Origin of the sequence: Sphingobacterium sp. JUb56, from assembly GCF_014191365.1 — a bacterium.
GTDB lineage: Bacteria > Bacteroidota > Bacteroidia > Sphingobacteriales > Sphingobacteriaceae > Sphingobacterium > Sphingobacterium anhuiense.
Genome location: NZ_JACHWL010000001.1, coordinates 3,227,239 through 3,249,208, shown reverse-complemented (window position 1 = coordinate 3,249,208; position 21,970 = coordinate 3,227,239). Strand labels below are relative to the sequence as shown.

The 21,970-nt window shown below is 34.7% G+C and carries 15 protein-coding genes and 1 tRNA gene; 7 read left to right on the top strand and 9 right to left on the bottom strand.

Features of this window, described 5'->3' with window-relative positions; genetic code table 11:
- The first annotated feature begins 4 nt into the window (after positions 1-4).
- Entirely contained in the window at positions 5-1,687 is a 1,683-nt protein-coding gene (locus FHR29_RS13935) for a RagB/SusD family nutrient uptake outer membrane protein (RefSeq protein ID WP_183915388.1), read from the top strand.
- Between the two features lie 309 nt (positions 1,688-1,996).
- On the opposite strand, the gene FHR29_RS13930 is transcribed toward FHR29_RS13935, so the two are convergent.
- From FHR29_RS13930 to FHR29_RS13905, 6 genes are all read right to left on the bottom strand, one after another.
- Positions 1,997-2,069: transfer RNA gene (locus tag FHR29_RS13930), tRNA-Lys, on the bottom strand.
- Between the two features lie 226 nt (positions 2,070-2,295).
- Positions 2,296-3,594: a TolC family protein gene (locus FHR29_RS13925; protein WP_183915386.1), complete on the bottom strand. Its 1,299-nt coding sequence runs from the start codon at positions 3,592-3,594 to the stop codon at positions 2,296-2,298.
- A 24-nt stretch (positions 3,595-3,618) separates the two neighbouring features.
- Positions 3,619-6,705 (bottom strand): efflux RND transporter permease subunit, encoded by a 3,087-nt coding sequence (locus FHR29_RS13920; RefSeq protein ID WP_183915383.1) that lies wholly within the window; start codon positions 6,703-6,705, stop codon positions 3,619-3,621.
- A gap of 199 nt (positions 6,706-6,904) precedes the next feature.
- Entirely contained in the window at positions 6,905-8,038 is a 1,134-nt protein-coding gene (locus FHR29_RS13915; protein WP_183915381.1) for an efflux RND transporter periplasmic adaptor subunit, read from the bottom strand.
- A gap of 371 nt (positions 8,039-8,409) precedes the next feature.
- Positions 8,410-9,777 carry a HAMP domain-containing sensor histidine kinase gene (locus FHR29_RS13910; RefSeq protein WP_132843163.1) on the bottom strand — a complete coding sequence of 456 codons (1,368 nt, stop codon included), beginning with the start codon at positions 9,775-9,777 and terminating at the stop codon, positions 8,410-8,412.
- Positions 9,774-10,457 (bottom strand): response regulator transcription factor, encoded by a 684-nt coding sequence (locus FHR29_RS13905; RefSeq protein WP_021189661.1) that lies wholly within the window; start codon positions 10,455-10,457, stop codon positions 9,774-9,776. Before FHR29_RS13905 ends, FHR29_RS13910 begins: the two co-directional genes overlap by 4 nt.
- 673 nt (positions 10,458-11,130) lie before the next feature.
- Between FHR29_RS13905 and FHR29_RS13900 the strand changes: the two genes are divergently transcribed.
- From FHR29_RS13900 to FHR29_RS13885, 4 genes are all read left to right on the top strand, one after another.
- Positions 11,131-11,943 (top strand): hypothetical protein, encoded by an 813-nt coding sequence (locus FHR29_RS13900; RefSeq protein WP_168128172.1) that lies wholly within the window; start codon positions 11,131-11,133, stop codon positions 11,941-11,943.
- Between the two features lie 9 nt (positions 11,944-11,952).
- Positions 11,953-12,723, top strand: a complete 771-nt coding sequence (locus FHR29_RS13895; RefSeq protein ID WP_168128173.1) for a methyltransferase domain-containing protein — start codon at positions 11,953-11,955, stop codon at positions 12,721-12,723.
- A gap of 1 nt (position 12,724) precedes the next feature.
- Positions 12,725-14,875 carry a 7TM diverse intracellular signaling domain-containing protein gene (locus FHR29_RS13890; protein WP_183915379.1) on the top strand — a complete coding sequence of 717 codons (2,151 nt, stop codon included), beginning with the start codon at positions 12,725-12,727 and terminating at the stop codon, positions 14,873-14,875.
- 74 nt (positions 14,876-14,949) lie between these two features.
- Positions 14,950-16,044 carry an ATP-binding protein gene (locus FHR29_RS13885; protein ID WP_183915377.1) on the top strand — a complete coding sequence of 365 codons (1,095 nt, stop codon included), beginning with the start codon at positions 14,950-14,952 and terminating at the stop codon, positions 16,042-16,044.
- A gap of 18 nt (positions 16,045-16,062) precedes the next feature.
- On the opposite strand, the gene FHR29_RS13880 is transcribed toward FHR29_RS13885, so the two are convergent.
- Positions 16,063-16,533: a response regulator gene (locus FHR29_RS13880; RefSeq protein WP_183915375.1), complete on the bottom strand. Its 471-nt coding sequence runs from the start codon at positions 16,531-16,533 to the stop codon at positions 16,063-16,065.
- Positions 16,534-16,929: 396 nt separating this feature from the next.
- On the opposite strand from FHR29_RS13880, the gene FHR29_RS13875 reads away from it, so the two are divergent.
- Together FHR29_RS13875 and FHR29_RS13870 are read left to right on the top strand one after the other, a co-directional pair.
- Positions 16,930-18,042 carry a sensor histidine kinase gene (locus FHR29_RS13875; protein ID WP_183915373.1) on the top strand — a complete coding sequence of 371 codons (1,113 nt, stop codon included), beginning with the start codon at positions 16,930-16,932 and terminating at the stop codon, positions 18,040-18,042.
- On the top strand, positions 18,017-18,745 hold the full coding sequence (locus FHR29_RS13870) for a LytTR family DNA-binding domain-containing protein (RefSeq protein WP_168128177.1): 729 nt from the start codon (positions 18,017-18,019) through the stop codon (positions 18,743-18,745). The genes FHR29_RS13875 and FHR29_RS13870 overlap by 26 nt, the downstream gene beginning before the upstream one ends.
- Positions 18,746-18,832: 87 nt before the next feature.
- Here FHR29_RS13870 and FHR29_RS13865 read toward each other — a convergent pair whose 3' ends face one another.
- Positions 18,833-19,621: a DUF4249 domain-containing protein gene (locus tag FHR29_RS13865; protein ID WP_183915371.1), complete on the bottom strand. Its 789-nt coding sequence runs from the start codon at positions 19,619-19,621 to the stop codon at positions 18,833-18,835.
- Between the two features lie 17 nt (positions 19,622-19,638).
- Complete coding sequence (locus FHR29_RS13860; protein ID WP_168128179.1) at positions 19,639-21,966, bottom strand: TonB-dependent receptor; 2,328 nt, start codon at positions 21,964-21,966, stop codon at positions 19,639-19,641.
- Positions 21,967-21,970 lie beyond the last annotated feature (4 nt).

Genomic DNA, 21,970 nt, shown 5'->3' with positions numbered 1-21,970 from the left:
CATCATGAAAAAAATTATATATATATCACTTGTCGCGTTTACAGTTTTGGGTAGCTGTAAAAAGTCGATCGATTTTGTTCCACAGGATAAACTTTCTGCGGGTACTTTCTGGAAATCGCAAAATGACGTACAGCTCGCTTTAAACGGCTGTTATAGTTCTTTGGCAAATGCTTTTAATTATGCATACGATGATGGAGCAGCTGATAATGCTTATTGCCAATATCCCTGGGAAAGCACTGCAAGTCGCGTATCTGCTGGAAACATAGATGCTACACTAGATGTGGGGTATAATAGCCGTTATATTTTTATACGCCGTTATAATTATTTTTTAGATAATATTGGCAAAGCAACCATGGATGAAAGCTTGCGTAAACGTTTTATTGCTGAAGTCAGAGTTTTAAGAGCATTTACTTATTACGAACTGGCACATCTCTTTGGTGCTATACCATTGTTAAAGAATGCTTATACTGACCCTGAAGAAACTGCTGTAGCAACAGCTCCTGCTACGGAAGTAATTCAATTTGCTATTGATGAGATCAAAGCCGTCGAAGCAGATTTGCCAGCTAGTTATAGTGGCGGTGCTCCAAATCAGACTGGCCGCATTACCAATGGTGCAGCTTGGGCTATTTTAACGCGTATTCAACTGGAATATGGTAAATTTCCAGATGCTGTAGCAAGCGCTCAAAAAGTGATGAGTGCGGGTTATCAACTCTTTAGAAAGACTGCTTTAACTGCTAACGATACTAAAGATGATTACAGTAATTTGGTAACTTTTGTCGATGATGATGCTAAACAGAAATTTTATAAAGGTTTGGCTAGTTATCAGCAACAATTTTGGACAGCTAACGAAGGAAATAAAGAAGCCATTCTAGTATCACAGAATATACAGGAAAATCAAAGTTATGCACCATTTGGTAATGGTTTAAGAACGTTATTGGCTCCACCAAATATTGGAGGTTGGGGATCTATAACCCCTATTCAAAGTTTGGTTGATGCATATTGGAAAAGTGATGGTACTACTTTTACTCCTCCATCACCAGAGCAAAGGGCAATTGATTTTAATATTAATAAAACTCCTTCTGCGAACTACATTAACGAATTTAAAAACAGGGATACGCGTCTTTATGCAAGCGTATTATTCCCAGGAGCAACTTGGAATGAATATAAAGATGGTTATACCTATACTTGGGCCGGACCAGGTGGCGGAGAAAGCTTCACTGGTTATAATTTTAAGAAATATTTAGATCCAATTTCATTAGTTAGTGGTTTAGAATACGATGCACCACAGGATTATAGCATCATTCGCTATGCCGAAATTCTGCTGGCTTATGCAGAAGCTAAAAATGAAGTAAGTGGACCGGATGCTACTATTTTTGCGGCATTAGATGATATCCGTGACCGTGCCGGTATGCCTCCAATAAATCAGGTAGTCAATAATACGAAAGAAAAACTAAGAGAAGTGATCCGCAATGAGCGTCGAATAGAATTGGCAGGGGAGGGACAGCGTTATTTTGATATCAGACGTTGGAACATCGCGGCCAATGTTATGAAAACTACAAAAGATATTGCTAATGTAATCGTTCAGGAACGTATTTGGGATCCAAAATTTATGTTGATGCCTTTTCCGCAAACTGCCTTAGATAGGAATACTAATTTAAAAGCAGCACAAACTGCAAAAGGTTACTAAATAATAGATTATAAATGCATTGATTACTTATTGCAAACAACTTATAGGTGATCAATCATTAATTTTTATTCCATCTTTCTATTTTAGTTGTCAATAGAGTAAATTAAAAAAAGCTAATCGTAAGATTAGCTTTTTTTATGCCTAAACAATATATTGTTCCTCGATTTTGACTAGTCTATTCCATCACTCACCACTAATAAAAGCAATTCACCACATAAATTAATCAATATCTCTAGATCGAACCCGATCGATCCCTTTTTCGAATCTAGCCGAAATAAAAAAAGCTTCACATTTCTGTGAAGCTTTTTGTGATCCCGCTGGGATTCGAACCCAGGACCCATACATTAAAAGTGTATTGCTCTACCAGCTGAGCTACGGAATCTTACTCTTTTTTGAAGTTTCCTTCGTTGTTTGGAGTGATGCAAAGGTAGAAAAATCCCTGAGATATGCCAAGTATATCTTGCGAATATTCTTTAAATCCTTTATTTTGAGGGAGAATATTTTTTTTATCTAAGATTTTTGTTGCTTTCTGGAAGCATATTTCATTAAAATATGCTTCTGATTATCCATATTAATATTTTTTAAACACACATAAAATTGTGTTATTTCTAAAAAAGTATATCCCAAATACCTGCGGATTGTTCCAATATGACGAGAGCATGGGCATTATTAAACAGTATTTCATAATAATTTTGCTGAACTTCAATATAGGTTCTCTGTGCATGGAGTACTTCAAGTAAACTAGAATCACCTCGTTTGTAGCCGTAGAGTTTCCCCGTTAAGATAGCTTTAGCATCGTCAAGAATACCACTGTTGAACTGCTGGAGTTGCTTTTGAGTCGCTTCATAGTTATAAAATGCTTGCTTAACTTCTGTTTGCACCTGTAGTTCAATCTCTTGATGTTGTAATCCAGCTTGTTGGGCAGTATAAAATGCCTCCTTAAGTTCTCCTTTCCGATGATTTGAAAATTTCAAAGGAATTCTTATTCCAAAATTTGATGAAGTGAAAGCTGGACTGGGAGCTAACTCATTGCGGGCTTCTGCATTGCGCGTAATACCTGTCGTTATTCCTAAATCTAGTACCCGATTTACTTTTGTAAGACGGATCATTTTTTCTGACACATCTTTATTTTGTAATGCATACAGTAGATCTGCACGGTTTGATAGTGCATGGACTATAAGGTTATCAAGATAAAAAGACCGGTCAAATGTAGAAAAATTCACCAATGCCACCTGTGTAAGTTCAGCATGTTTACTCCCCATCAGTAAATTGAGGCTACTCAACGATCCTTTCCAATTTCCGATGGACTGAATTGCTTCATTCCATATGGATTTAGCCTCAAGTTTACTTTGTTTGGCATCAATAGCAGTAATTGTACCTAATTTGGCACGTAAACTGTCCGATTTTGCAAGTTCATCCATCGTTTCATAGGAATTGAACTTTAATTTCATCAGTTGCTCATGATGGATTGCGGTTAAATATTGTACAGTAGCATCGGCTCGGAGATTCCTGAAGTAATCCTGCAATATATATTTGCTAAGTTCAAATTCACTTTTTGCCAGATCAACGCGTGCTTTCCGTTTTCCGCCAAGTTCGAGGGTCCAGTCCAGTCCGATATTGTATCCGTACCCCATCTTCATCTTATGCTGGTCGTTATTAAATACATCAGCGGTAAATTCTGGATCAGGAATTATTTTGGATTTTTCAATATTTGCTTCAGCAATATTGATATTTAACTTTTCTGCCGCATAAGCTATGTTATTTTGAGCAACAGCTTTTATAAAATCGGGATAAGTAATCTCTTTTTGACTATCTGCGTCAATCTGAGCTTGAGTAATTACACTTAAGACTAAAGTAAAATATAATAGTAGAAAGTGTTTTTTATGGATGTTTTTAAGACGTAACATGTGATGGTATTTTTGAGATGAAAACTAATTATGTTTTTTGTCTGCATTTATTTTCTCTAATAGATAATATAATGATGGCAATGCATAGAGGGTTATCACGGTAGCGAAGAATAATCCGTAAACAATGACAGTTGCTAATGGTCTTTGAACATCAGATCCAATACCTGTGGCCAATGAAGCAGGAAGAAGCCCCAAGATGGCTACAGTGGCAGTCATGATTACTGGTCTGAAACGATGTTGAGCGCCTTCTATTACGGCTTCTTTTAAAGCATACCCTTTTTTTCTTAATGCATTGAACTGTGTGATCATCAGTACACCATTTTGAATTGCAACACCAAAGAGTGCTATAAATCCGACTACTGAAGATACATTGAGGGTCATAGCGCGAATATTTAATGCAAGCATACCTCCAAATATGGCAAGCGGTACAACACTCATCAATAACCCGGCTTGTGAGAAGCTTCCAAAAGCGCCGTATAGTAGTATAAACATTAATGCTAGTGCCATAGGAACAATAATAGCCAAATGCTGATATGCGCGATTTTGATTTTCAAATTGACCGCCCCATTTTATTTTTATGTCGTTGTGGTCATATTTGATATCTTTTTCAATTTTAGCTTGTGCTTCTTTGAGAAAGGAAGTAAGATCATTTCCGCGTAGATTTAACCGCACTGTCAAATGTCTCTTATTCATCTCACGAGCGATCGTGCTTTCTCCGGTATTGAGTTTTATTGTCGCTACTTGTGATAGGGGAATTTTGGCTCCGGACTCATTTGTCAACATTAAATTTCCTATTTTTTCAGGAGTATTGCGACTTGCTTCATGATAACGGCAGATAATATCGTATACCTTTCCCTCTTGAAATATTTGGGAAACCGCTTTTCCGCCGATAGCTGTTTCAATAAGGTCGGAGACATCGGCGACATTTAAACCATATTGTGCTATTTTATAACGGTCTGCTTTTATCTGTAGTTGCGGCAATGGAGGTTCTTGATCGATCGCTAAATCGACAGCACCTTTTACTTTTCGCAACGTAATCAAGACCTCATCTGCTATTCTTCGGATTTCCTTAAAGTCTTCTCCATATATCTTAACGACGAGCTCACTATGCGCCCCCGCAATTTTATCCATCACCCCATCAATCATTGGTTGTGAAAAAGCAACATCATATCCGGGCATCTGTTTGTATTCAGCAGCCAATTCCTCAATTAGATCAGCTTTGGTTTTCCCATTTTTCCACTGTTTGTAAGGAAGTAAGCCAATACTGCATTCAAAATGAGAGGGAGTCCATGCATCTGTACCATCATCATTGCGACCTGCTTGGACCATCACATATGTTACCTCATCATATTGAAGTGTTCGCGCACGCAGTGAGTCACTCATTTCCTTTGATTTTTCAACTGTGATCCCAGGAGGTAGTGATACTTGCAACCAGATGGATCCTTCATCTAAGGGTGGCAGAAAATCTTTACCAACAGTACATGTTAATACGATTGCACCTGCAAAAATGATGATTAAAGGTGTGAATACTCTCTTTGGACGCTTTAATAAATGCTGGATTTGTCTGTGATATCCTACAGTTAATTTTTCTAACCATTTGTTGTGATATACTTTTTGAGGCTTCCGATAAACAACGTAAGCGAGTCCAGGTATTAGGAATAGAGCAACTAATAACGCACCCAACAATGCATAACCTACTGTAAATGCCATAGGAGTAAATAACTTTTTTTCTACACGTTCAAATGCAAATAGGGGAATATAAGCCGTGATTATAATGATTGTTGCAAAAAATATGGGTTTAGCCATTTGCTTTACAATAGAAGCAATACCTAATTCTGTGAGTTCTTCATCTTCATTCTTTTCTCTTTTTTTCAAGATGGCTTCCATCATGACAATGGCCCCATCGACTATAATACCAAAATCGATGGCACCTAATGACAACAAGTTAGCCGGAACATGCGTAAAGTGCATCAGGATAAAAGCTGTCAACAGAGCGATAGGTATGGTAATAGCAACTAAAAGCGCTCCACGCCAGCTACCAAGGAATATGATGAGTACAATAATAACCAAACCCATTCCTTCTAATAAGGTGTGGGAAACGGTAGTTAAGGTTGTTTCTACAAGTTGAGTACGATCCATGAACGGATGAATCTGTATTCCCGCAGGTAATGTGGTATTGTTTAATTCATCAATAGCTTGATTGACGCCCTCTAAAACGACAGAAGGGTTTTGTCCTTTAAGTAATAGCACAATTCCCTCAATATTGTCGGAATAGTTTGCTCCACGTTTATCAGAATAGCCTAAAGCACCTTTTCTTTCAAGATTTCCGTATCTGATCTGACCGATATCTTTCATGAAAATAGCTGTTCCTTGCTGGGATTTAACAACTATATTTCCGATGTCTTCCAATGTCCTGAGAAGTCCGATTCCTCTAATGACGTAAGATTGGTCCCCTCTATTCATGACACTTCCACCTGCACTGGTGTTGTTTGTTTCAATTTTGTTCACCACCTCGCTTAGGGCTAGACCATATTGTTCCAGTTTAATGGGATCAATCTCAACTTGAAATTGTGTCGTAATACCTCCAAAATTTGTAACATCAACTACGCCAGAAACTTGTTTGATACGGGGTATAATGACAAATGTCTGCAGATCGGTGAGTTCACGTAGATCATGTGATTTACTTTCGATGATGTACCGAAATATTTCTCCTGTTGGAGAAGTTAAAGGGTCAAGATTTGCTGTTGCGTTATAAGGCAGTTCCAGATCCGTCAACCGTTCTTGAATACGGGTGCGTGCGAAATAATCGTCTGTTCCATCTTGAAAAACAATTGTAACCATAGACAGTCCAAAAGTACTTTTACTCCGCATCACGTGCATACCTGGTAAACCATTGATAGCTCTTTCTATCGGAATAGTAATTTGCTGCTCTACTTCTTCTGCAGCAAGTCCAGGTACTTGTGTCACAATCTGAGAACTTACATCGCCTATATCAGGATACGCTTCAATGGAAAGCTGTGTCCAAGAATAATATCCAAAAAAGGTTAATAGAATAAAAAGAGCCAAGACCAACCAACGTTTGGCTATAGTATTGTCGAATATATTTTTCATTAGAATAGAGTTGATTAAAGTTGCGATGCACCAATCAGGAAGGCATTAATTTATCTTAGTTTCTCAGCGCTGTTTTTATAGCTATACTTATTTCAATAGATCCCCAAATGCAATTCACAGCGTAATTGGTTTCATTGGAATAATATACTTGAGAATGTACAGCAGTTTTTATGTGAATAAACTTTCTTCGAAATACTATTTATTTTGCATTTAATAGATAAAATGCACCCTCACTGATAATATTGTCTCCTGCTTGCAGACCTGATAAAATTTGTACCTGATCTTTATCTGTGATACCAGTTTCGACGTAGCGTCTGAGATATTTATCTTTCCCAATTGCTAAGAACACATAGCTTTGATCATTATATTGTAGTAATGATTTTGCAGGAATGAACACAGCATCAGAAGCTTTTTTAGTAAAGTTGACATTCACATACATGCCTGGTTTTAATAAACGATCGGGATTGCGGCATTCAATAAGTATTTGGACACTTCGGGTATCTTCATTTACAATTTCATCGATGTGGTAAATGGTTCCCTTTATCTTATCATCAGGAAAGGCTATTGTAGCAATTTCGGCTAAATCTAATTTATTAATAAGGTTTAGATTTTGTTCTTTAACCATTCCAACTACCCAGACAGTGTTCAGTTCGGCTACTTTAGCAAGGGGTAAATCATCCGATTTAATGTATTGTCCCAGAACAATGTCATTGCTGATAACTTCACCACCAATAGGCGATCGGATAATAAGTGGCTGTCCTAAAACTAGTTTTTCAGTATCTACATTGAAGAATCTAAGCGAAGCAGACGTATTTTGATATTCTTTCTCTGTAATTTCGTACTGGGCCCTGGCCTCTTCGACATCTTTATCAGTTCCTACACCATGTTGTTTAAGATCTTGTTGTCGCTTTAGAATCAATCTAGCATTTTGATAAGCTGTTTTTGCCTGAAAGTATAGCTTTTGAGTATCAATAAATTCCGGAGATATCAGTTCATAAAGAGGAGTTCCAGGTTTTGTTTTCATTCCTAATTTGAGATGTACTGCTGAAACACGTCCTGAAAATGGAGAACCGATTTCAGCATAGAGATTTGGAATAGCTTTCACTGTCCCGGCTGTAATGAGCTCCAGTTGATGAGCTTGTTTGAGAACAGTACATGTCTTTAATTGTGATTTTACCTTTCCTTGGACTTGAATGGTATCACCTTTTTGTGTGAAATCTTCAGTAATTTCTTCATCAACTTTTGTATGACATCCCATTAGACTAAGAGAAAGTACAGAAATGATGAGAATCTGTATTAAGTGACTATGTTTTTTTGTAATTGTGGTTTTCATCGCCAAGAATTTTAAATTAACATTTATTTGTGCCTAAGTGATATTTCTCCATGAGGAGCATCTTTATCGCTGTTTTTGAACATTGCAAAGGTGCTTAGGTTGTAGGAGTATAGCAGTTAGAAGACGAATAGAAAATTATTAGAAAATTATTAGAATGATTTACGAGATGCTCAGCTTAGCAGAGCAGATTTTGATCAATTTGTTTTAATATTTGAGTTTGATGGTGCTCAAGATAGGGTTAAGCTGATTGAAGTGTTGTATGGCTATAATTTATAGAGAAATTAAAGCATAGCATTTTTTGGATTACGACTGGGCTGTAATAATTTGTTTGGCAGTTAGGTCTGTTTAAGTGGTCGAACTGCGTTAAATCATTAGCAATGTGGTAAGGTTAAGATGAAAGTTGTTCCTTCATTCTCTTTTGAAATGACCGAGATGTTGCCATTATGCAGTGCAATAATTTTTTGTGTCAATGCAAGTCCAATGCCGTGTCCATAAGTATAGTCTTTGTTTTTACCACGATAAAATGGACTAAAAATCTGTGGTAGATCTTCTGTTGCAATTCCAATTCCTAAATCAACAAATTTTAGCACTATATTTTGGCTGTCAAATAGAACAGAAACAGTACAACGAGGTGGGATAGAGAATTTACAACCATTTTCGAAAAGATTGCTACAGGCCACTTTTAACAAGTATTCATTACCATTTATGGAGATTTGATTGTCGTTTTCAAAATCGTCATCAAAGTGTATGTCAATTTTATATTCGGGATTGGTTTTTTTAACCTGTTGTCTGGCATCTAACAAAAGCTCGTCCACTCGTATGGGTTTAAATGCAATTTCGGCAGGATCGTAACTAGCTTTTGCTAGATCAAGGAGGCTATTGCACAAACGGGCCAATTTGTTTGAGTCATTTAATGCATGATTAATTGCGTTCTTATAATCGTCTATCCCTCGATCCTTACTCATTGATAATTCCAGTTCAGTAATAATAGCCGCAAGTGGTGTGCGTAATTCATGAGAGATGTTCGATACAAAATGTTTCTGTGCGTCAAATGAGTTTTCTAAGCGATCCAACATATCGTTGAAGGTATCGGCAAGCTCAGATAGTTCATCTTTATTGTCATTATTTGATAAACGTAGATCAAGATTGGTAGCAGAAATATTTCGTGCTTTTTCACTCATGGCACGAACAGGTTCAAATGCTTTCTTAGAAAAAAAAATACCTGCTACGAGAATAAACAAAATTGAAATAATAAAAACAATAATGCTATTATTTAATAAATTATGGAGTTTACTATAACCATATTGGTCATAAGCGGCCGCAGTAACAATATATCTTTTACCTTGATAAACATACTGAAGACCTATAACTTGCCAGTCCTGCTGATAAAATTTGATTTCACCTTTTTGGTAAATTTCATCAAACATAGGTTTTGTTTCTTTGACAAAATCGATATCCACAGCGTCATGATAGATTAAATCAAATTTGGTATCATAAATAGCAACCTCAACCTCATTCAATATTTTTCTATTATTATGGTAGATATCTTGCAAAATCTTTTTGTCTACATGAGCATTTAGAAAAAGATTGGCTTTGGTGATCGCTTCTTTTTGGAGTAGATTGTAAAATTCTATCTGTCTGTTTTCCTTTGCAGATAGATAGATTACAGTAGCAAACAAACTAAGAATAATTGCTGTAATGAGGGTAAATAGAAAAACTAGACGTGTTCTTATTTTCATAGTTCTTTTTTCAGAATGAAACCCATTCCCGATTTTGTATGAATCAGTTTCTTGTCAAAATTACGGTCTATTTTTTTTCTGAGGTAGTTGATGTATACATCGATGAAGTTCGTGCCGGTATCAAAATGAGTTTCCCAAACTTTATCTGCAATTTCTACCCGAGACAATACTCTGTTGGGATTTTGCATTAGGTATTCCAGCAGTTTAAACTCTTTAGGTGTTAAATTAATCTCTTGCTGACTACGTTTTACAATTTTGGTATGTAGATTCATTTCGAGATCTTCAAAGTGTAAAACAAAATTGAGATTACCAGTTGTTTTTTGACGACGCTTTAATAATGCTCTAATACGGACTAAAAGTTCGCGCATTTCAAATGGCTTTACTAAATAATCGTCAGCTCCGGCATCGAACCCTTCTATTTTATCATCTGTAGTTCCTAGTGCTGTCAGCATAATGATTGGAAGATCTGGATTTATTTGTCTGATTTGCTTACAAAGGTCTAAACCATCCAGCTTGGGTAAGATGATATCCGTAATGATTAAGTCAAAATGATCTTGGGAAAAAAGCTTTTTACCTGATAATCCATCATAAGCTAATACGGTTTCAAAATCCTGTTCATCCAGTCCTCTCTTTATGAGTTCTGCTACGCGCTGATCATCTTCTATAATTAATATTTTCATGGAGCATACGTTATTTATCAGTTGAAACCATCATCGATATTTAATTCATAAACTGTTTTTTACTATGGCGCGATAAACACATGATGGTTTAATAAATACAAACTTACCATTTAAGATGTTATTATCGTAAAATACCATAAGCAGGTAACATTGGTATCTTATCTATATGGAGATTATATTAGTTCATGTATATTCTAAATCCGAGTTGAATTGAAAAGTTGTTTTGGACTTGATTTTAATAAAATTATTATTCAGAAGAAAGTGTTATGTAACACATAGTTATCTTAAATTAACTTTTAAGGTGTTTTTGATGATCTATATGGAAATTTCATATATGATTTCAGTAACTTTGATTTGTTGCAACAAAGTAATTTCAAAATGTCGAATGAATAAAATTATGACTTCGAAACTCCTTTATCGCAAAATGCATTATTGATATAATCTAATGAAATTTGAATTTGAAAAAGATACAAAAAAACAATTAAATTGAGTTTATTTCAAAAAATAATATTTAAGGGCCTACCAAATTTATATTCTAATTACGCTATACAATTTTAGGTTTTTAATGATTTAGAATTCAATAAAATAGTTCATTTTTAATATTTTTATATATAGTGAACAGCTTTTGATTATATTGATTATTTTTGAATCTTAATCGAATAATTAACTGTCCATGGCACTAATATTTAAAGAGGGACGTCCTGTGGTCAGGTTAAGAGCGTTTCGTGCAATCGATGATCCTAAAACTTGCGAACGTTTTATAGAGGGACATGCACATGTTTTAACGGCCATAGGTGTGAAAAAAGTTACATCATCCAAAAATGATTGGATGTATAACCCTGCTGCTTTCGTTTTGATTGTAGAATCTCTGGATGGAGAAAATGTATACGGAGGTGCAAGGATACATGTTTCAGGAGGATCCCAACCTCTTCCTATCGAGGAGGCGACAGGAAACATGGACGCTAAAATCTTTGATTTGGTATGGGACTATGCACAAGAAGGTACAGGCGAGGGCTGTGGGCTATGGAATTCAAGGGAAATTGCGGGCTATGGTATTGGAAGTATTTTTTTAACTAGAGCTGCAATTGCAATTGCACCACAAATAGGTATAAAATCATTATTTGCTTTATGTGCTCCATACACGATTAATTTAACAAAATGTGTGGGCTATCGTTTGGAAAGTGGGGTTGGAAATAACGGCACATTTTATTATCCTAAGCTGGATCTTCTTGCAACAACGATGATTCTAGATGACGTTAATAATCTTGAATTAGCTTCTGAAGAAGATAGAAAGGCTATTTTAGAATTACGTAATCGTGGAAATGTTGTTAGAATTGAGGAATTGCGCTCCAAGGAGATTGAGATACATTATATGTTGCAACTGGATAACATGGACCGATGGAACTTGAGTGAAGTCATCAAGCAGATGAGCAAACAGAAAACTAACAATGATTTTTTTGATGAGAATAATCTCAATATACTTTGATAATATAAAATGTACGAAAAACATTATAATCTAGACTATTTAACTGAGACACTGAAAATATTGAGTGGAGTTAAACAAAAATCTTATACCTATTTTAATGATATCCCTGAGGGAGGAACGATTGTTGATTTAGGCTGCGGTTCTGGACAGGATGTCCTTAATATGAGCCGTATGTTTAATACTAATAAATTTGAATTTATTGGTATAGATCACGATCCGGAAATGATCACTGCGGGCCAAGCTGCTATACAAGATGAATCAAATGTTAAATTTTTAGTATCAAATGTACTTGAAGTACCTTTAGCGGAAACGTCTGTTCATGGTGTTCGGATGGAACGTTTAGTCCAACATATTGGAGAACCATTAAATCTTTTCAAAGAAACACACCGTATATTAAAGGATAAAGGTATTGTTGTTGTGGTGGAATCTGATTGGAATAGTCTATCATTTTATAATGGCGATAGTGCGATTGCTGATAAATTAAACGGTTATTTAACCCAACAAAAAGTAAATAACGGTAGAGCTGCACAATCCTTGACCACTTATCTAAATAAAATGGGCTTTTCGCAGATAACAATTGAAGTTTTTCCCTTTGTACTAAGAAATTATGATGATGCATGTAAATATCTATGGATTGATAAAATGATTGATGAAATGTTTTCATTAAATATTATTGAAGCAACTGAAAGAGATCGTTTTATTGAATCTCAAAAACATGCTGATCAAAAAGGTTATTTTTCTTGTTCCATGAATATTGTAATTGCTTCGGCTGTAAAATAGTATGAATTTATTTCGACTGATATTATTTTTTATAGTAATACCTATCCCTTTATTTAGTCAAATTCAATTAACTGATAATTTTGAATTTTTTGAGCCTGGTTCTGATTTACACATTTTAAAATTAGATAGAGAGGTGACTCCGCAGGAGGTCCCTACATTATTAAAGAAATTTAAACCAGGTGAAAGCCCTAACCCTAATCTAGGGCTTAGTAAATTCAGTGTGTGGGTTGCATTTAAAATTGAAAATCTCAGTCAACGTACACATTACCTTTTGGATATTGCATATCCACTTTTAGATGAAGTGGAACTGTATGATTTGGATAAGGAAGGGAATTTTAGATCATTGGCACATTTTGGGAGTTTTAAAAATTTTAAAGAAAGAACTTATCAAAGCCCAAACTATATTTTTGATCTCAATTTAAAACCAACAGAAAGCAAACAGTATTTTTTAAGAGTGAAAAGCTCCGAACAAATTATACTCCCGATAGCTGTGGGGAAGCCTGATGTAGTTTGGGAAAATTTATGGAAAGAAAATATTTTATTAGGACTGTTTTTAGGAGTGGTGTTGATAATGGCAATTTACAATTTTTTCCTATTTCTTTCTGTAAGAGATTTGGCATATTTGTATTATGTGCTTTATATCTCATTTTTAGGGCTTACACAGCTAGGAATAGTCGGATTTAATTTTCAATTTTTATGGCCAACTATGCCTGGATGGGAATCTGTCAGCATCGTTATTTTTGCATGCTCTAGTAGTATAGCCGTTTTATTCTTTTCGAATCAATTTCTAAATCTTAAGAAAAATGCGCCGACTATCCGCAAGATGCTCTTGGCACTTCTTGTTTTATTTTTAGCAAGCTTTCTTTTATTAATTTTTGGCTATCACCAGTTCGCATTTGAATTAATGCAGACTGCAACATCATTAGAAACAATAATCTTATTTATAGCTTCTTTATATGTACTGAAAAAGCAGTATCAACCGGCTAGATATTTCTTTATAGCATGGTTTATATTGCTAACAGGAGCTTTGATATTTCTTTTAAAAGACTATGGAATATTACCCTATAATCTATTTACAAGTAATTCCTTTAGATTAGCATCAATTGTTGAAATGGCATTACTTTCTTTTGCACTAGCTTCAAGAATTAATATCTTGAAAAGGGAGAAGGAAATATCCCAAGCTAATGAGTTAGCCACTTCACTTGAAAATGAACGTCTTATTCGTGAACAGAATGTAGTTTTAGAACAAAAAGTTGTAGAGCGAACGAGCGAATTGACAGAGTCGAATGAGTCGCTGCAAGCGACTTTGAAACATTTAAAAGAAGCGCAATCACAACTGGTAGAGGCCGAGAAAATGGCTTCTTTAGGGCAATTGACTGCTGGTGTAGCACATGAAATTAATAATCCGATTAATTTCGTCACCTCAAGTGTTGCGCCTTTGAAGCGAGATATTAATATGATTTGGGAAACTTTAGATGAAGTGGAAAGTGTTGCACTTGATGATGAACTGACCTTAAGTGAAAAACAATCTCGTATTATAGCATATAAAGAAGAAATTGATCTGGAATACCTCAGAACTGAAGTGGATTTCTTATTGAAAGGGATGAGTGAGGGAGCCAATCGAACCGCTGAGATCGTTAAAAGTCTTCGAATCTTTTCACGTGTCGATGAGGACACACTTAAATTTGCTGATATTAATGAGGGTTTGGAATCTACGATGGTTATTCTAAACAGTTTAATACAACAGGGGATTGAAGTTGATAAAAATTACGGTGAATTACCAGCGATAGAATGTTATGCAGGAAAACTTAATCAAGTTTTTTTAAATATATTGACTAATGCGATTTATGCGATCAATAAGAAATTTCAAAATAATCCGGGTGGAATTTTAAAGTTAGAAACAGGATTAACTGAAGGTGAGTCACTTATGTATATTAGTATTGCTGATAATGGTATTGGGATTCCTTCAGAAATTAGAGAGAAAATTTTTGAACCATTCTTTACCACTAAAGATGTTGGTGAGGGCACAGGTTTAGGTATGTCAATTGCTTATAATACTATAGCCAAGCATAATGGAAAGATTGTGGTTGATTCTATAGTCGGAGAGGGGACCGTTTTTAAATTAATTATTCCGATTCGACAAATTATTTAAATGGAACCTTATCTTTAAAGTAAGGGATATTCTTATTTTTGTAGGCGTGGCATTTACTGCTATATGATTAGATTATGATAAAAGATATAGAAATACTATATATTGATGATGAATTAAATAACTTATTTGGTTTTAAAGCCAATTTTAGATATAGCTATGTTATACATACCGCTTCTTCAACAGTTGAAGCTCAAGAAATATTGATTAAAAATCCTAAAATTAGAATCATATTCTGTGATCAGCGCATGCCAAATGAGTTAGGAATTGATTTCTTTGATCGTATAAAAAGGGATTTTCCAAGACCTATCCGTATCTTATTGACTGCTTATGCAGATATGGAGACTGTAATTGATGCTGTTAATAAAGGAAATATATTCCGTTTTGTCCGTAAACCATGGATAGAGGAGGAAATGATTTCCTGTATCGAAGAGGCTGATAAATTTTATACAGCCAATTCTATGCTCGATATAAAAAATGAGGAACTAGAAAAAGCTTATCATGAGCTGGATAAATTTGCTTACAGTGTAAGTCATGATCTTCGCGATCCACTTACTGGAGTTCTATCAGCTGTTAAACTTGGGTTAAAATTTGATCAGGTCGATCAAATTCATGAGTTATTGGGATTAATGGATGGTTCGTTGACAAGACTGGATTTATATATCGATAGCTTACGTGATTATTATTTATTGAGGCGTGGCGAATTAATGCTATCTACAATTAATTTCAGAGAACTTTTTAATGATATTCAAGCATTCTATAATATGTCTGTTCGGAATAATGATGTAGAATTTATAATCAGTGTTGATCAAAAAGAAGAATTTATTTGCGATAAAACTGTCTTGGAATTAATTTTACATAATCTGCTTTCTAATTCTTTTAAATATCAACGAAAGGATTGTGAAAATAAATTTGTCAAATTATCTGTAGATGTTTCTGATGGAAATGCAACGCTTAAAGTAAGTGATTGCGGGATCGGAATCTCTTCAGAATATATCAATGATATTTTTAAATTGTTTTTTAGAGCAAGTGACCAAGCTGAGGGTATGGGCTTTGGTCTTTATAATGTGAAAAGTGCGCTACTTAAATTACAGGGTACGGTTGATGTTCAATCTGAAGTGGGAGTTGGAACAACTTTTACAATTGTTGTTCCAAGCAAAAAAATGGATTGAATTTCGGTTAAGTATAACCTATGAGAGCAATTTTTGACGAAGTAAAAATTCTAGTTGTTCATTTGATACTTCCAATTTCGAATATGTTTCTAATAGATTTTTTCGTTCAGAATAGATATCATAGGCCCGATTTATTGTTTCGTCTAATTCTTCCTCACTCCAAGGTTTATTTAGATAATGGAAAATTTTCCCTTTGTTTACAGCATCTATAACCGCGGCCATATCGGTATAACCGGTCAGTAAAATGCGCATAGGTTCTGGATTAATCTTAATGATTTCTTCTAAGAATTGTACCCCCGTCATGCCTGGCATCCGTTGATCTGTAACAATAATGTCGACGTGATTCTTTTTTACAATTTCGATAGCTTCAGAACCACTAATAGCAGTAAGTACTTTATACTTGAAACGGAAAGTTGCTTTGAAAGAAACGAGATTGTTCTCCTCGTCGTCAACATATAATACAGTGATTTTGGTTTTTTTATTTTCCATGTTATTTGTTGTAAAAAGTTAGAAAACCTAATAAAAGTGTCGCGCAACGAATGGATGTTGTTTTTCTTACTAACAAAATTTGCATCAATTGGTTTGTGTTCAAAAGTTTTAATATATAAATTAACAACTTATACATTAAAAAGGTAGATTTTCTATCGAAACAAACATGACTTACCCTAGAATTCAAATAGGGGGTTTTCATTACGTACAAAGTTAAGAATTATTTGAATCTAATTTCAATACAAAGAATAATCATATAGAACATACGATTACAAATAGATAGCAATTAAATGAAAACGTATCTTTTGAAAAAAATAAATGATAAAAGGTCGTAAAATCACTTTCGGAGTAATGTACCTTTGCAATAAATTAAATGCTTATCTGCAAATCTTTTAAATGAGAAATGGACAAATAATTATCGGTTATGAAAATAGCCATTTTATAGATTTTGTAATTGACAGTAAATACCGCTGGATACGGCATGTTTTGTTAATAGCAGCAATCATAGGAATTCATTTCTTACCCAATAATGCGCCTGCAGAAGTTGATGAAAAAATGAAGGTGTGGAATCTACTGGTAAAATGTATTTCAATTATTATTCTCTTGGCTTTATTTTATATTAATCACTATGTTTTGATACCTGTGTTTATGTTGAGAAGTAAGTTTTTAGCTTATGGAGGTACTTTGTTCGCATTTTATAGCATCATTTTCTTAAGCATGTTGATCTTAGAAAGTCAGGAATTGCGGTTTATTAAGAAGCCAGATCAATCTTTATTAGATGGAAAAGATTTTGTTATATTAATCATACTTTTTACAATTTTTATTGCTGCGGTTAGTAGTGTTAAGCTGTTTAAAATATGGATTATCAATTTAATACGATTTAAGGAATTTGAAAATAATACCTTACTGAGTCAATTGGAACAATTGAAAAGTCAGATTAATCCCCATTATCTTTTCAATACGCTCAATAATATCAACTTTCTCATTGATGAAAATCCTAAATTAGCATCAAAAGTCTTATTGAAGCTTAGTGATATTCTTAGAAATCAACTTTATTTGTCAAAAGGGGATACAATAGAGCTGGCAAAAGAAATTGAGGTACTTCAAAATATTATCTTTTTAGAGGAAATTAGAAGGGATAAATTTAGTGTGAATTTTGAAGTTGATTTAAGTGTGGAGGAAATTAATATTCCACCATTTCTATTTATTCCCTTTATTGAAAACGTCGTGAAGCACGGTGCACATCAAGCTATGCATGGCGGTTTGCATGTGCAAATTAATTTTAATGTAGTCAATGAGCAACTTTGTTTTTCATGTGTAAATGCGAAAAAAAAGAAAGTATCTGTCAAAGAATACGGAGGCTTAGGATTGAGTAATATTCGAAAGCGGTTGGACATTATATATGCGAATAGATATAATTTGGCAATAGATGATGGAGAAGATGTTTTTAAAGTATTTTTAAGTATTCCAATAGAAGGGTCGTATGAATATAGAGCAGTTAAGCATTAAGTATATTGTGATTGAGGATGAACCTTTTGCAAGAAGGGGATTGGTAAAATTACTAAAAGATTATACTTTCTTAGATTGTATGGGTATGTACAGTAATACTGATGATGCCCGTATGATTATGGAAACGCAAGATCTTGATTTAATTTTTTTAGATATTCATTTACCAGAGGAGAGTGGATTGGAGTTTGCAAAACATATTCCAGCGTCAATTCAGGTTATATTTACTACAGCATACCCTAATTATGCTTTAGAAAGCTACGATCTGAATGCCTTAGATTATTTATTAAAACCTATCGCTGAAGATCGATTAAAAAAAGCTTTAGATAAGGTAATTAACTATTTTCAGAATAAAGCTTATGATAAACAGGCTTTACAACCAACGGATCATATTTTTGTTAAGTCTGATCGCAAATTATTCCGTCTTGCACTGGACGAAATTCAATACATTGAGGCAATGAAAGATTATGTTATGATACATAGTAAAGACAAAAAATTAATGGTTGCTATGAATATAAAAACAATCTTAAATAAGTTGCCAAGTATGGATTTTGTACGTGTGAATAAATCATTTGTGGTCAATCTTAAAAAGATTGAAAGTGTCGATAATCATTGGGTAACAGTTGCTGGGTTCGAAATGCCTTTGGGTGCTAGTTTTAAAGAGGACCTATTAACGCGTATTGACAAGCAGACAATTAATAGGTGATGAATGAAAGCTATTAGGAGAATGAAGTGATACAAAGGAACCATATGTTATCAACGATATGGTTCTTTTGTAATGATGGAGTTGACATTAATTAACAACGATGTTTTTGCTGGATATGGTATGCGCACTGAAGTAACCAAATACATTTGGACTTATATTAGTTGGTGGATTACTGGGGGTGATACCACCTCCTGAAGACTGCTGCATGAGGCTATACCAGTAATTATAGATCGATTTATCAATACAAAGCATTTCGACACGAATTTGATCCCCTGGATATATCTTCTCATCATCATTTGGCCTTAATGTGATACTAACCTGATTACCATTGTTAAAATCATCATTTAGGGCATATACATCTTTAATCTGTTTATTGTTAACAAATAGAATAAAACGATATTGGTTAGCGTCATCTTTAGGGTCGCGGTAAAATACTTTTATATTGCGGGTATCTTTATCTCCAAGCTTTGGCTTTTCTACTATTAAAGAATCTATCGGAACCACCTGTGGCATTTTAGACTTCGCAGCAAATTTATTCTCATCGACTTGAATATCCATGCTGTAGCTTCTTCCGGGCTGTCCCGTAAAATCTTTAGCTACATAAGTTCCTGGAATGGTTTCTTGAAATACATATTCTTTTTCTTCATTATCATAAACAATAACCCTAGCGCCTGTTACGGAAGGGTAATCATTACCTGCGGAAAAAGATACATTACGACTCAGTTTAATCTCTTGCTGAGGGTTTGTATTGTTAATACTGCCTTCAATCACAAGCTTTCCTATCTCGTCATTTACTTGAATATCAATCACTTTTTCGCATGACTGTGTCAAGATAAATAGGACTAGCAACAACATATAAAATAAAGTTTTTTTCATGTTTTCTGATTTTTAGATTAAAATTTAAAATTCCAGGTAATGGAAGGAATAGGTGCTCCAAATATGCTGGTTTGAACTGCTTCAGTTGCATTGGGAACTTTTTTACTATCTCTGAATGCTATTCGATAAGGATCTTTATGGGCGTACACATTATAAATACCAAAGGTCCAACTGGACTGAAAATATTTACCAGGTGCTCCTTCGAATGTTGCTGCTAAATCTAAACGATGAGTGGCTGGCTGGCGATAAGCGTTTCTTTGTGAATAAGAGAAAGTTGTGTTACCTCCAATATTATATTTGCCAGTAGGATAGGTTACAGCTTTACCTGTTCCATAGACGAAATTGCTCGAAAAAGTCCATTTGTCGCTGTATTTGTAAATAGCAACTAAAGATAAATCGTGTGTCCGGTCGTGTGTTGCAGGGTAATATTTTCCATCATTTATTCCATCAAATTTACGTTCTGTTTTGGATAGGGTATAGCCAAGCCATCCGTTAAATTTTCCATATCTTTTCTTTAGGAATAACTCAGTACCATAGGCTCTGCCAATACCGTAGAGTAGTTGTGATTCTACATCCTGATTGACTAGCAATTGTGCCGCATCTTTATAATCGATTTGATTTTGTAAATTTTTATAATACAGCTCAACTGATAATTCGTAGGTATTGTCTTTGAAATTTCTAAAATATCCAGTAGAAATCTGATCTGCGATTTCCGGTTTGATATTTTTGCTGCTCATGACATATAGATCTGTAGGACTAGCGCTTGTTGAGTTTGTTAAAAGGTGAATGTTTTGTGTATTTCTATTATAAGAGGCCTTGATTGATTGCTGATCGTCTAACATATAGCTTACGCTGAATCGAGGTTCTAAATTTAAATAATTTTGAACAACTTCACCTGTCTTATACTTTTCTGACATTAACGTATTGCCTAACATATCATATTTGCTGAATGTTCCAGGACCGACGACTAGCATTGAACTTAGGCGTAACCCGTATATCATACTTAATTTATCGTTTACTTTCCATTCATCGCTTAAGTACGCTGCCATCTCATAACCATACCGATGTTCAACATGCTTATCATTAAAACTGGAACTCGCTGTGGTGGTAATATCTCCTGGTGAAATATCATGTCTAGTTGCCTGGATTCCAAATTTTAAAGCATGATTATAACTTGCATAATAATTGAAATCTTGTTTAAAATTTAAGTCGGTTATTTTTGAAGTTGCCTTAAAACCATCATTTCGGTCCAGTCCTTCAATAACATAGTTATAATTGCTGTAGATGAATGAAGTGTTTGAAAATAATTTACTATTGAAAACGTGGTTAAATCTTACCGTACCAGTTGCATTTCCCCAATTAGTGCCAAAAATGTCCTGAAGGCCCAATACATCCTTACCAAAATAACCTGAAAGATAAATGGCATTATTATCGTTGAATCTGTAATTTGCTTTTGCATTAACGTCATAGAAAAACAATGTGCTTTTATTTATTGTGGTATCTGATGAAGCTTTCAGGAAAAGATCCGCATATGTGCGGCGGGCGGAAATCATAAATGAACCTTTATCCTTTACGATTGGCCCTTCAACTTTAATGCGGGAGGCAATCATTCCGATACCGCCTTGAACGGTTATTTTTTTATTATTCCCTTCATTCATTTTTACATCTAAGACAGACGATAATCTTCCGCCATATTCAGCAGGCATACCACCTTTATAGATGCTCACATCTTTGATCGCATCTGAATTGAATGTTGAAAAGAAGCCTAATAGATGAGAGGCGTTGTAAACAGTAGCTTCATCCAATAAAATTAAATTTTGATCTGAACCTCCTCCACGGACATAAAAACCAGTATTTCCCTCACCGGAACTTTTTATTCCCGGCATCAGTGTAATACTTTTTAATACATCCTGCTCACCTAAAACGACTGGTAGCTGATTAATTTGCTTCATGTTGAGCTTTTCAACACCCATTTGCGGAGACGAAATATTCTTGTTGTTTTTTCTGTTCGTAGATATGACCACTTCTTCAAGCATCGCTTGAGACTGCAATGCTATATTCAAAACAAAATTTTTATCTAAGGTGATGGTATCTGTATAGGTCTTGTAACCGATGTAGGAGCTTATCAGTACATATCGTCCTTCTGGTCCACCAATTGAATAAAAACCATATGAATTACTTAAACTGCCGGACTGTGGTAATTCCTGAAGTTTAACCGAAGCACCAATTAGTGTTTCGCCGGTTGATATATCTGTTATAGTTCCTGATATGTTGTATCGCTTTTGGGCAATACCTATATTGGTGATTGATACTAAAAATAATAGAAAAGATAGTGGTTTTAACATATTT